At 69.2% G+C, this 12,000-nt stretch carries 13 protein-coding genes; 9 read left to right on the top strand and 4 right to left on the bottom strand.

Going from position 1 to position 12,000, the window contains the following annotated elements; all coding sequences use genetic code 11:
• Positions 1 to 13 precede the first annotated feature (13 nt).
• Positions 14 to 934, bottom strand: coding sequence for a UTP--glucose-1-phosphate uridylyltransferase GalU (gene galU / locus GWK61_RS04305; protein WP_194905156.1), 921 nt, complete (start codon positions 932 to 934; stop codon positions 14 to 16).
• A 14-nt stretch (positions 935 to 948) separates the two neighbouring features.
• A complete protein-coding gene (locus GWK61_RS04300) occupies positions 949 to 1,611 on the bottom strand; it encodes a GGDEF domain-containing protein (RefSeq protein WP_323747401.1) in 663 nt (220 codons plus the stop codon).
• 65 nt (positions 1,612 to 1,676) lie between these two features.
• Here GWK61_RS04300 and GWK61_RS04295 point away from each other — a divergent pair, with 65 nt between their 5' ends.
• The 5 genes from GWK61_RS04295 to GWK61_RS04275 all read left to right on the top strand — a co-directional run bounded on the left by GWK61_RS04295 (position 1,677) and on the right by GWK61_RS04275 (position 6,772).
• Positions 1,677 to 2,357, top strand: a complete 681-nt coding sequence (locus tag GWK61_RS04295) for a 5-formyltetrahydrofolate cyclo-ligase (RefSeq protein ID WP_194905151.1) — start codon at positions 1,677 to 1,679, stop codon at positions 2,355 to 2,357.
• 104 nt (positions 2,358 to 2,461) lie between these two features.
• Positions 2,462 to 4,792 carry an ATP-binding SpoIIE family protein phosphatase gene (locus GWK61_RS04290; RefSeq protein ID WP_194905150.1) on the top strand — a complete coding sequence of 777 codons (2,331 nt, stop codon included), beginning with the start codon at positions 2,462 to 2,464 and terminating at the stop codon, positions 4,790 to 4,792.
• A 153-nt stretch (positions 4,793 to 4,945) separates the two neighbouring features.
• A complete protein-coding gene (locus GWK61_RS60570) occupies positions 4,946 to 5,350 on the top strand; it encodes an FmdB family zinc ribbon protein (protein WP_194905149.1) in 405 nt (134 codons plus the stop codon).
• 136 nt (positions 5,351 to 5,486) lie between these two features.
• Positions 5,487 to 6,041: an RcpC/CpaB family pilus assembly protein gene (locus GWK61_RS04280; protein WP_194905148.1), complete on the top strand. Its 555-nt coding sequence runs from the start codon at positions 5,487 to 5,489 to the stop codon at positions 6,039 to 6,041.
• 59 nt (positions 6,042 to 6,100) lie between these two features.
• Complete coding sequence (locus tag GWK61_RS04275) at positions 6,101 to 6,772, top strand: nitroreductase family protein (RefSeq protein WP_194905146.1); 672 nt, start codon at positions 6,101 to 6,103, stop codon at positions 6,770 to 6,772.
• 4 nt (positions 6,773 to 6,776) lie between these two features.
• Here the strand turns inward: GWK61_RS04275 and GWK61_RS04270 are convergent, their stop codons facing one another.
• Positions 6,777 to 7,316, bottom strand: a complete 540-nt coding sequence (locus GWK61_RS04270; RefSeq protein ID WP_194905144.1) for a hypothetical protein — start codon at positions 7,314 to 7,316, stop codon at positions 6,777 to 6,779.
• An 80-nt stretch (positions 7,317 to 7,396) separates the two neighbouring features.
• Here GWK61_RS04270 and GWK61_RS04265 point away from each other — a divergent pair, with 80 nt between their 5' ends.
• From GWK61_RS04265 to GWK61_RS04250, 4 genes are all read left to right on the top strand, one after another.
• A complete protein-coding gene (locus GWK61_RS04265) occupies positions 7,397 to 8,674 on the top strand; it encodes a serpin family protein (protein ID WP_194905142.1) in 1,278 nt (425 codons plus the stop codon).
• Positions 8,675 to 8,740: 66 nt separating this feature from the next.
• Positions 8,741 to 9,313 carry an FHA domain-containing protein gene (locus GWK61_RS04260; protein WP_194905140.1) on the top strand — a complete coding sequence of 191 codons (573 nt, stop codon included), beginning with the start codon at positions 8,741 to 8,743 and terminating at the stop codon, positions 9,311 to 9,313.
• Between the two features lie 80 nt (positions 9,314 to 9,393).
• Positions 9,394 to 9,672, top strand: coding sequence for a LapA family protein (locus GWK61_RS04255; protein WP_194905138.1), 279 nt, complete (start codon positions 9,394 to 9,396; stop codon positions 9,670 to 9,672).
• 102 nt (positions 9,673 to 9,774) lie between these two features.
• Complete coding sequence (locus tag GWK61_RS04250; RefSeq protein WP_194905136.1) at positions 9,775 to 11,013, top strand: RodZ family helix-turn-helix domain-containing protein; 1,239 nt, start codon at positions 9,775 to 9,777, stop codon at positions 11,011 to 11,013.
• A 200-nt stretch (positions 11,014 to 11,213) separates the two neighbouring features.
• On the opposite strand, the gene GWK61_RS04245 is transcribed toward GWK61_RS04250, so the two are convergent.
• Complete coding sequence (locus GWK61_RS04245; RefSeq protein WP_194905134.1) at positions 11,214 to 11,978, bottom strand: LamB/YcsF family protein; 765 nt, start codon at positions 11,976 to 11,978, stop codon at positions 11,214 to 11,216.
• Positions 11,979 to 12,000: the final 22 nt, after the last annotated feature.

Below are 12,000 nucleotides of genomic sequence, written 5' to 3'. Positions count from 1 at the left end.
GGAGATCAACACCTCAGTCCTTGAAGCCCTCGCCCACGTAGGACGACAGCCAGTCCCGGAACTCTTTACCGAGATCGGGACGGTCCACCGCGAGCTGGACCACGGTCTTCAGATAGTCGATGGGGTTACCGGTGTCGTACCGGCGCCCGGTGAACACCACGCCGTGGACCGGGCCGCCGATGTCCGGGTCCCCGGCCAGGGTCCGCAGAGCGTCGGTCAGCTGGATCTCTCCGCCGCGTCCTGGAGGGGTCTCCCGCAAGACGTCCATTACTGCGGGGTCCAACACATAGCGGCCGATCACAGCGAGATTCGAGGGCGCCTGCTCTTTGGCGGGCTTCTCCACCAGATCGGTGATCTGGATGAGGCTGGTGTGCTCCTGATCCAGCGCCGGACCGTCCGCCGCCGGCTTCACCGCGGCACACCCGTACATGTGGATGTGCTCTTCGGGAACCTCGATGAGGGCTACCACCGAGCCGCCATAGCGCTTCCGGACCTCGATCATGGCCGGCAGCAGCGGATCCCGCTCGTCGATGAAGTCGTCACCGAGCAGGACGGCGAACGGCTCGCCGTGCACGTAGGACTCCGCCTTGAGGACGGCGTGTCCCAGACCCTTGGGGTCGCCCTGCCGGACGTAGTGGACGTTGGCCATCTCCGAGGACGCGCGGACCTGTTCCAGCCGGACTTTGTCGCCCTTGGCCGCCAGCGCCTCCTCCAGCTCTGCGGCACGGTCGAAGTGGTCTTCCAGGGGCCGCTTGTTGCGGCCGGTCACCATAAGGATGTCTGTCAGGCCCGCGGTCACTGCTTCTTCGACGACATACTGAATCGTCGGCTTGTCGATGACCGGGAGCATCTCTTTGGGCGTCGCCTTGGTCGCCGGCAGGAACCGGGTACCCAGACCCGCCGATGGAATGACTGCTTTGCGAACCTCCACCATGGATCGGGACGCTATCAGGTGATGTGCCAACTTCCATGAGAATCTCGTTTAGCTGCCATGAGTTGTTCATCAGCGACGCGCAAAAGCGTAGCGGCGTGCGTCCCGTGATCGGGGAAGATCACGCCGCCGACGGAGATCGTCAACTGGAACGGGCCCTGCTCGGGATCTCCGTCCGGACCTGCGTCGAAGGTATGTTTGCGCACTGCGTAGCAAAGCCTCTCGGCGACCTTCGCGGCGGTGTCGGCGTTGGTGCCCGGGAGGATGAGGACGAACTCCTCGCCGCCGTATCTGGCGAAAGTATCGGCGTGTCGAACCTCAAGTGCCAGACGCTGCGCCAACTCGCGGAGTACCGCAGAGCCCCGCTGGTGGCCGTAACCGGCGTTGACCTGGCGGAAGTCGTCGACATCGATCATCAGCAACGCACCGCCTATGCCGGTGGCCCGCGCGGTCTCGAGCTCCCGGGCCAGAGCACCCTGCAGATGGCGGTAGTTCCACACGCCGGTCAGCGGATCGAGCGCGGAGAGCCGTTCCAGGTCCTCTCGGCCTTGCTCAAGTCCGGTCACCTCGATGGCGGCCTCGGCCAGAGCGGTGCGCGTGTTCTCCTCCAGGCGCACCATCCGACCGCGCAGGGTCAGGTTCATGCCGGCCAACGCGGCGCAGGCCGCCGCCAGCAACACCAAGACCACCGCCGTGAGAGACATCGGTGGGGCTCCTCTCCCGGCCTGGCATTCTTGAGCACAGCATGACGAATCAATTCAACGACCCGGGCCTTGCCAAGGGCACGATCCGGTCACGGTTGCTGGCCGCCCGGCGCGCGTGCGCCCCGGAGCGGCGTGCGGCGTGGGCGGCTGCGGCGTGCGAACTGCTGGTGGGGCAGATGGTGGCGCAAATGGTGGGGCACGGCGGTGGAGAGGACGTGGTCGCCGCCTACGCCTCGTTCGGCACCGAGCCGGACACCGGCCCGCTGCTGGCGGAATTGCGCGGGCGCGGTATTCGCGTCCTGTTACCTATTCTAGAGAATGACATGGACCTGTCGTGGGGGTGGTTCTCCGGCCCTGATTCACTCGTTCGAAGGATTCCGCCCGGCGGCTCCCGACCGGGTCCGATCCCCGAGCCTGCCGAGTCACTGGGCGTGGACGCTGTGCTGTCAGCCTCCTGGATCGTCGTACCGGCCCTCGCGGTCTCGCCCACTGGTATGCGCATGGGCCGCGGCGGCGGCAGTTACGACCGGGTGCTGGCCAGGATCGAGGCGTCCCCGCGCCCCGCACGCCCCCGGGTGGCGGCCCTGCTCTACCCCGGGGAGCTGGACGTGGACCTCCCCGTGGAGCCCCACGACCGCCCGGTCGACATGGCGGTCGCCGGGGAAACCGTTCGCCGTTTTCACCACTGCGGCGAATCTCCCGGCGGGGTTCTCTGTCTGTGATGGGGCGAATCTCCGGCGGGGTTCTCTCGCGCTGAGGGGACCGCTAGTGGCAGACTCGGCGCTTAAAGAACGTCAGGGTTCGGCAGAGCGGTTGGGTACCTCACATGCGACGTCAGCCGGGGACCGGGGAACAGCTCCCGCATGCCCGGCCGCAACCGCCGGCCGAACTGGTACCGGCGAACAGCACCCAGACCTCGGCGATCTCGGTGTTGGAGGCCCTGCCCGACCCCGTGGTGGTGCTGAACCACCGGGGGCAGATCACCGGCTGGAACCCCGCTGCTGAAGAGCTGTTCGGCTGGTACGGCGAAGAGGTCCTGGGGCGGCCCTGGACCGAGTTCGTGGTCGCCGACGGCACCAACGGCAACGCTCTGTCACACCTGGACTCCATCGGGTCGACCGTCCAGCGCGGCGGGACCTGGGAGGGTTCCTTCCCCATCATCACGCGCAACGGCGATTCGCTGCTCGCCCGGGTGCGGGCCGCGCCGATGATGAGCGGCGGCATGGTCACCGGCACCGTGGTGACCGCGATCGACCTGTTCGGCTCCGACGCCAGCCGGGACGACCAGCAGCGCGCCGCGGCACGGGCCGCTGTGCGCGCCGCCGTGCTGTCCCGTGCGGGGATGCAGCTGGGGACTTCTCTGGACACCGGCCGGACGCTCGCCGCCCTGGCCGAGATCCTGGTTCCGGCGTTCGCCGACACCTGCGTCGTGGACCTGCTGGACGAGAACGGCACTGCGCAGCGTCTGGTGACGGTGCACAGTACGGACACCTCTCCGTGTCCCCCTATGCGCGCCGGTACAGAGATCCACTACCCGGCGCGCCATCCTTGTGACCGCGCGCTGCGGACCGGGCGTCCGGTCCTCATCCAGGGCGCGCCGCGCGTAAAGGCGCTGGATCCGGATGAGGAGTGCGACCGCAAGGCGCTCCTTCTGGACGCGAAGTCACTGATCGCCGTTCCGCTGCTGGCGCCGAGCGGGGTGCGCGGGGTGTTGGCCATCGCGCTGACCGAGGACGCCGACCCGACGCCGCGGTACGACACCGCGGACTTGGAGCTTGTGGAAGAGCTGGCGGCGCGAGCCGGACTGGCTCTGGAGAACGCGGCCATGTTCGACCGGCAGCGGACTCTGGCTTTGGCTCTGCAGAAATCACTCCTGCCGACCGATCTTCCGCTTCCTGACGGTGTCTCCATCCGCGTCGGCTATGCGCCGGGTGCCGCTTCCGAAGTGAGTGGCGACCTCTATGACGTCGTCGAGCTGTCCGCCGGACGGATCGGCGTCGTCATTGGGGACGTACAGGGACGCGGTGCGCACGCCGCTGCCGTGATGGGACAGTTGCGCGCCGCTCTGCGGGCCTACGCGGTGTTGGACGTGCAGCCCGGCCAGCTGCTGTCGTATCTGGACGAGTTGGTCCGCGGTCTGAACGAGGAGATCCTCGTCACCTGCGTGTACGCCATCTACGACCCCTTTACGCGGCGCTGCGCTTTAGCGAACGCCGGGCATCCGCCGCCGCTGTTGGCCTCTGCGCACGGCACGTATCCGATGGAGGTCCCGCCGGACGTCCCGCTGGGCATCGGTCCGCTCGGACCCGGCGGCGGCAAGGGCGCGGTGCAGTTCGAGGACCACATCTTCAGCATCCCGCCGGGAGACGTCCTGGTGATGTACACGGACGGGGTCGTGGAGCGGCGCGACCAGTCGGTGGACACCGGTGTCCGCACCCTGTGCCTGGCCATCGAGCGCGTGGTGCGCGAGCCGCGCGCGATCTGCCGGGCCGCACTGCGGGCCGCCGGCAGCGAGGCGCATGACGACCAGGCCGTGCTCGCCATGGCGACGTCCACTGTCGACCTGCCGCTGTCGCGTCTGGCCCTGCCGGCGCGTCCTGAGGCGGCGTTCGCGGCCCGGCACCACACCCGGGCCGTGCTTCGCGAGTGGGGTCTGAGCGAGCACGCGGAGCTGGCCGAGCTGCTGGTCTCCGAGCTGATCACCAACGCGGTGCGGCACGCCAGCGGCCCGCGGCCGACTCCGTGGTCCTTCTCCGACTCCGACCAGTACTCCGAGCCCGAGCCGCCGCCGATGGCCGAGGACATGATGGAGCTGGCGGCCGTCCGGGAGTACGCCGACCACCTCGGCGCCCTGGACGAGGACAACGAGATGGACCTGCTGGCCGAGCCCGGCCTGCTGGACGAGCTGGGGATGCTGGACGGCACGCTGTCCGCGCCCGGCGGGTCTCGGCGGCTTGACCTGGTGCTGCGGCGGGGCCTGCGGGCGCTGTGGATCGAAGTTCACGACCCGGACGTGCGGCTGCCCCGGATCCGGCAGGCCGCGGAAACAGATGAGGGCGGCCGCGGGTTGTATCTGGTGGACGCGCTGTCGGCGCGCTGGGGCGCTCGGCCCACGGACGCCGGCAAGTTCGTCTGGTTCGAGATCCCGCTGTTCTGAAACCCTGTGAGCCCGGGGATCCGAGCCCGTTTTGCGGCGTTGTCGGTGAGGTGTGTCACAGTGCTGCCCCACCGCATTGGACAGGCCGCGCGCCGATCCCGCAGAATTGGCAGTCTGGCGGCCAGAGTGCCAGGTCGATGAAGGAGTCTCCCCGTGCCGACTTACCAGTACCAGTGCAAGGACTGCGGTGAAGCGCTGGAGGTCGTGCAGAAGTTCACGGACGACGCGCTGACCGTCTGCCCGAACTGCCAGGGCGAACTGCGCAAGGTGTTCTCCGCCGTGGGCATCGTGTTCAAGGGCAGCGGCTTCTACCGCACCGACAGCCGGTCCGCGTCGAGCTCGTCCACGCCGCCGGCGTCGAACGGCTCGTCGGGGTCCTCGGGCTCGGGTTCGAGCGGATCCGGCGATTCGAGCAGCTCGGGCAACTCCGGCAGCTCGAGCGGCTCAAGCGGCTCGGGATCGGGCGGCTCGGCGAAGAGCGGGTCGTCGTCCTCGTCCTCGGGCACGTCGTCCTCCTCGTCGTCAAGCTCGGGCTCGTCGTCGTCCACAAAGAGCTGACGCACCCCGGTTTTCCACCGGGTTATCCACAGATCCAAGCCAGTTGTCCACAGGCTGGCCCGCGACCGGTGGACAGCCTCGACGGCCCGCTTGGATCATTACTCCCCGAAGCGTCCTGACTACGCCAGGGGGAGCCATGCCGAGCACCACCACCGCCCGCCCGAAGCTCGTCGCCCGGATGTCCGGCCGGCGGCACACGTCCCGTACCCGACGGCTGCGCGTCCTCGGGGCCGCCGGTTTCGCCGGGGTCTCGATGGCCCTGCTGACCGCCGAGCACTCCGCGCCACCGCCCCGCCGACCGCCCCGGTTCACCGCGGATTCCCTGATGAGCGGCCTGGTCGCGGTCCCGGTGCGGTTCGCCGACGCGGGCAGCACCGGGTACCTGCGACCCGGGGACCGGATCGACGTGCTGGCCGCCCGGGACGCCGGACCGGGCGGACCGCCGGGTCCGCCCGACGCGGTCGCCGGCGCCGTCCCGGGCCCGGGTACGGACCCGCCACGGGGTGAGACGGTGGTCGCGGCCGACGTCTCAGTGCTCGAGATCGCGCACTCCGCGGACCCCGGTTCGCTCACCCGTTCCGCCCCGGACGACGGCGGTCTGGTGTTCCTGGCTGTGGACAACGCGACCGCCGCCCGGCTGGCCCGAGCCGCCGTCGCGGCCCGGCTGAGCTACGCGCTGCGCCAGGGGTGACGCTGTGAGTAACGCCACCCTTGCCCCACTCAGGGAAGAAATCTACCCTGCGGATCACCATGGACATTTACGAAGCGCTCTACACCACCCGGGCGATGCGCCGGGTCAAGCCCGACCCGATCCCGGAGTCCGTCCAGGCCCGCATCCTGGACGCCGCGATCCGCGCACCCTCCGGGGGCAACGGGCAGAACTGGCGGTTCCTGCTCCTGGACGACCAGGAGAAGAAGAACCAGATCGGCCCGCTCTACCGCGACGCCCTGGACCAGCTCTACAAGACCGTCTACGCCCCGCTGCTGGCCGCCGTCGCCGCCGACCCGGACAGCCCGGAGTCCCGGCAGGCGGCGAAGGTCACGAAGTCCTCGAAGTGGCTCGGCGACCACTTCGAGGAGGTCCCGCTGTTCCTGTTCGCCTTCGTCCAGCGCGACCGCACCGGCGGCTCGATCTTCCCGGCGGTCTGGAACGCCCAGCTGGCCGCGCGGGCCCAGGGTGTGGGCAGCGCCCTCACCTCGATCCTCGGCGGCTTCCATGACGCCGAGGTCAAGGAGATCCTCGGCGTGCCGGCCGAGGAGAAGTGGACCCAGTCCTGCTGCGTGTCCTTCGGCTACCCGACCGGCCGCTGGGGCGTCGCCCCGCGCCGTCCCGCACACGAGGTCGCGTACCGGAACGGCTGGGGCGAGCCGGTGGGCTTCACGGTCGACGAGCCGCTGTGGCAGCCGTCCGCCGAGGCGTGATCCGCTAGCCGAGAGCCTTCTCCTGGATCAGGTCCGTCAGGGCCCTGACCGCGTCGGCCTTGGCCGGCGACTCGGCCGCCTCCCGCAGCTCGGTGAGGCGGTCCAGGACGTCGTGCACGTCGGTGTCGGGGGAGGCGGCCTCGTCGAGGTCCACCACGACGACCGCGTCGGCGTCGGCGTACTGGACCCGGCCCTCCTTGAGGACGACCAGGGACTTGGAGGCGCCGGCGGCCTTGCGCGGGGCGCTCTTGCGCTTCGGCTTGGCCGCCGCCTTCTTCTCGTCCTTGTCCTCTTTCTCTTCCTTCTCGCCCTTGTCCTCGACGACATCGCCGACCTCGCCGGCCGGCTCCGTGTCGGGATCCGTTTCGGACTCCGCCTCGGGATCCGATCCGGCGGCGACATCCGCGGGCACCTCCTCAGCGCTCCGCGCCGACTGTCCGGCGTCCGACTGCTGCGGAATGTCAACGACTTCCTCGGATACTTCCTGATCCTGGTTCTGGGGCATCGCCGGGGGAGCCATCGGGGGCACGGTCATCGCGTTCATGAACGTTTCAACGATCGACTCCGGACACGGTCACCCCCACCGGGACGAAACCGAACCGGCCCGGCCTGCGTCCAATCCGCATGCCACGCAAGCAGATAGCCGCGATCGCCGCCGCGTCCCTCGCCGCTCTGACGGCGTGCTCGTCCTCCGGCGGCGCCGCGCAGGGAAAGGGAAACGCCTCGCTGGTGCGCACGGACGCCGCACGAGCGACCGTCGGGCAGGGCGACCTGAGCGCCGCCTCGGCCAGTGTGAACGCCTTCGGCATTGACGTCTTCCACTCCGTCGCCGACGGCGAGGGGAACGTCATGATCTCGCCGACCAGCCTGGCCGGCGTGCTGACGATGCTGTTGCCCGGCGCCAAGGGGCAGACCGAGGCCCAGATGGCCAAGACCATGCACACCACCATGTCCGCCGACCAGTTCGCGAACGCTCTCGGCGCCCTGGACTCGGCGACCGTGCAGCGCGAGCTCACCGACAAGGCGGAGCTCCAGCAGTACGACACCGTGTGGACGCAGCAGGGATACGCGATTCAGCCGTCGTACCTACAGGCGCTGGCCTCGGCCTTCGACGCCGGCATCCGCGAGACCGACTTCACCGATCCCGATGCCGCGCGCCAGACGATCAACAAGACGGTCGAGGATCAGACGAACGGACTCATCAAGGATCTCTTCGGCCCCGGGTCCATGTCCGCAGACACTCGGCTCGCGCTCACCGATGCCCTGTACCTCAAGGCGAAGTGGGCCGATACCTTCAAGAAGAGCGAGACCGCAGACAGACCATTCACCCTGGTGAACGGCACCACCGCGAACGTCTCGATGATGAGCAACGAGACCAGCTACGCGTACGCGCAAGGCAGCGGATGGCAGTACGCGGAGCTGCCGTATGAGCAGAACCACCTGGCGATGGGCATCCTGCTCCCGGCCGCCGGCTCCTTCGACAGCTTCCGCAAGTCGCTCACTGCCGACGAGCTGACCGCGATGACCGGTGCGGCCGCACCGGCGCCGGTGGACCTGCAACTTCCGAAGTTCAGCTTCGACACCAGCCGTGAGCTGGGATCGGCGTTGAAGAGCCTCGGCATGACCTCGGTGTTCGACCCGAACGCGGCGGACCTCAGCGGCATCCCGGCCAAGGCCGAGCCACTCCACGTCGGCGTGGTCGTGCAGAAGACCCATGTCGCCGTGGACGAGGACGGCACCACCGCGGCCGCGGCCTCGGGCGTCACGGTGGTGGCCGGCGCCGCCGCGGCTCCGGTCCAGACCACGGAAATGCATGTCGACCGGCCTTTCCTCTTCCTCATCCGGGACACCGTGACGGGCCAGATCCTGTTCTTCGGGCAGGTGGCGGACCCCCGGGGGTGACACAGGGTTCGAGCACCCCCGCGGTCTTGCTGGACACCCGATCCGCCGACATTGGACAATCGCTCCATGGGAGGTCCTTCGTTCGGGAACGGGGCGTGGCAGCCACCGGACCATCGGCCGTCTGATGCCGAGCGCGACGACGCCATCGAGGCTCTGGCCGCCGGCGCCGAGGCCGGCCGGCTGTCCGGCGACACGTTCGCCCGGCGCATCGACCGGGCCCTGGCGGTGCGGTCGCACACCGAGCTGACCCAGCTCGTCTCCGACCTGCCGATCCCGGCCGAGGAGCCGGGCTTCGGCCAGCGCGTGGTGAACGCGGTGTCGGCCGTCGCGCACTTCCGCTTCAAGGTCAAGGCGGCCTGGCGCGGCCCCTCCCTGCCGCGCCTGTCCCTGCCCGGCGGCGGACCCCAGGGCATCCTGCGCATCGGCCGCATGCCCGAGTGCGACCTCCAGCTGTTCGACACCACGGTGTCCCGCTACCACGCCGAGTTCCGCCGCTCCCCGGCCGGCTGGTTCCTGGTCGACCTGGACTCCACCAACGGCACCCGGGTCAACGGCTGGCGCATCACGGCGCCCACCGCCGTCCACCCCGGCGACGAGGTGGCCTTCGGCTCAGTGGTCTTCTCCCTCAACGGCCGCTGACGGTCCCCGCGACAGTCCCCTGTCCCCTGTTCGGGGCAACGCACGGTTCCCGAACCCCGGCCCCGGTAAGAGGCCCGGACATGACGACCGAAGCGCCGCAGCCCCCACCGGCCCCGCAAGCTCCGCGCACCGCGGCCGACAAAGCCCAGCGCTCCCGCATGATCGGCGGCATCGTCATCGCCGTGGTGGCGATCTGGTTCATCCTGGCCAACACCCACAAGGCCAGCATCACCTTCTGGGTGGCGACGGTGACCAGCCCCATGTGGCTGACCCTGGCGGGCACCTTCCTCGCCGGCATGCTGACCAGCCTCCTGCTGACCCGCACCCGCGCCAAGAAGCGCCAGAAGCACGAGCGGTAATATAAGACGTCTTATCCCGCATCACCCGAAACGCCCTATAACCTGTCAGACCCCTCTGTCACCCTGGTGAAACAAGCTCCAAACCACCACAGAGGGGGAACAATGACCACCTACACCCAACCCTGGCTCCGCGCGGAACTCATAGCCGCCCCCGACACCACCCCGGGCGCCCAACTGATGATCCCCGCCGACGGCGTCGAGTTCCACGACGACCAACTCGTCTTCCACCACCAAGGCGACGTCGTCTACGTGGCCGCCCAGGGCCAACTCCGCTCCATCACCTGGTTCGCCAAACAACCCAACCCCGAAACCGCCCGCCGCAAGGCCCAGTGGCCCAAACACGGCACCCGCTGGACCGACGAGGAGCGCACAGACCTCCTCCGCCGCGTCCGCGCCGGCGAGAGCTGGAAGACCATCTCCCTGGCCCACGGCCGCTCCCGCACCGGCTGCCAGCAGGAAGCCGTCAAGCAGGGCTGGATCCACCCCGACACCCTGCGACCGACGCCGGAGCTGCTGCTCAGCATCGTCGAGGAGGACAGCGCCGCCGTCGCTACCTCGGCGCCGACGGAAAGGCTGGCGCCTAACGCTGGCCCTACGGACGCCACTGAGCCAAGCCTCCCGAATGACACCGCCAGCTTGAACACAAACGCTGCGCCGAGCTCCGACACAAACGCCGACACCGCGGCGACAGCGGAAGTGCCCGCGCCTGATACCCGCTCAACAGAGACCACAGCGCCAAGCGCCCCGCGGCACCGTGCCGCCGAAACCACGCCCGCCTCTGCCGCGCCATCTCCGGAAGCCCGGCCAGCCGCCCAATCTTCCGCAGCGCCAAGCATCTCGGGCCGGACCACTGCCGACACCACGGCAGACTCCGCCGCGCCAGCCATATCCACCACTGCGAAACCGCCCACCGACACCGGCCTGGCAAACAAACCGGCTTTCGTAGCACCCATCGGTGCGAACCCGGCCGCGCCTACCGCCGCGCCAGCCACGTCCACCGCTGCGACACCGCCCACTGGTGCGAACCCGGCCCCGCCAGCCGCAATCGCCATCCCAACAACGATCGATCCCGGCCCGGCGAAGGTGTCGGCTTTCGTAGTGCCCGTCGCCATCGCCATGCCGAATCCGGATCGGCCGCAGATCCAACCGCGCGTCCCACGCCAGCGAACCGACTCGAACCCCCAGCCCAAGCCCAAACCCGATGGCGACTCCGAGAAGGATTCTGAGCCCGGCTCCAGCCCCGGCTCGCGCTTTCTCTCCCGCGCACAATCCTCACTGGCCCGGGCCACACTCGGCGCATACATGAACCCGCCACGCGGCCAGTCCGGCACGGCGACCTGACACCTCGCGTCAACACCAGCCGCCGACCATCCGGATGCGGATCCCGGCCCGGTCACGGGATATCCCCCCGTCGCCGGATGGTCGGCTGAACAAGACCTACCACCAAAGCCACCAGGGCAGGAGCGAACTCAGTCCTCGTATGCAGATAATCGATCTTGTGCGTGGCAAGTCGTCCGCCACGCCTCAACAGCCCGCCGTGCTCACGTGAACGCGCCGACCTCGACGCCCACCGACCGTAGTCCGTCGCGTACCGCGGATGCCAGGGCGACCGCGGACGGCGAATCCCCGTGCACGCACAGCGATCGCGCCGCGACGTTCACCATCGTTCCGTCGATCGCCACGACCGTGCCGGACACGGCCATTTCCACCGCGCGGCCCGCGACTTCGTCGGGCTCCGTCAGGACTGAGCCCGGGGTCGAGCGGGGGACCAGGGTTCCCTGGGCCGTGTAGGCGCGGTCGGTGAAGGCTTCCGCTACGGTCGGAAGGCCTGCGGTGGTTGCCAGTTCAAGGAATACTGAGCCGGGAAGGCCCAGGACCGGGATCTGGACGTCGTAGGCGGAGGAGAATGCCACCACCGCGCGGACGACCGCCTCGGCTTGGACCGCGTCGTGCACGATACGGTTGTACAGGGCCCCGTGCGGCTTCACGTAGCGCACCCGGTCGCCGGCTGCTCTGGCGAAGGCGTCCAGGGCACCGATCTGAAAGAGCACATCGTCAGCCAGCTCGTGGGGGTCGTACTCGATGTCGCGGCGGCCGAAGCCGGCCAGGTCACGGTAGCCGACCTGGGCACCGACCCGTACACCGCGGCCGATGGCCGCCGCACAGACCCGGCGCATGGTGGAGGGATCGCCGGCGTGGAAGCCGCAGGCGACGTTGGCGCTGGTGACCAGCTCCAGCAGGGCGTCATCGTCTCCGAGCCGCCAACGGCCGAAGCCTTCGCCCAGATCTGCGTTAAGGTCGATCATCCTGCGCACCACAGTACGCCCG

The sequence above is a fragment of the Catenulispora rubra genome (assembly GCF_015356825.1).
Classification (GTDB): Bacteria; Actinomycetota; Actinomycetes; order Streptomycetales; family Catenulisporaceae; genus Catenulispora; species Catenulispora rubra.
The sequence above is the reverse complement of the archived record's forward strand: the minus strand, read 5'-3'. Positions and strand labels throughout refer to the sequence as shown.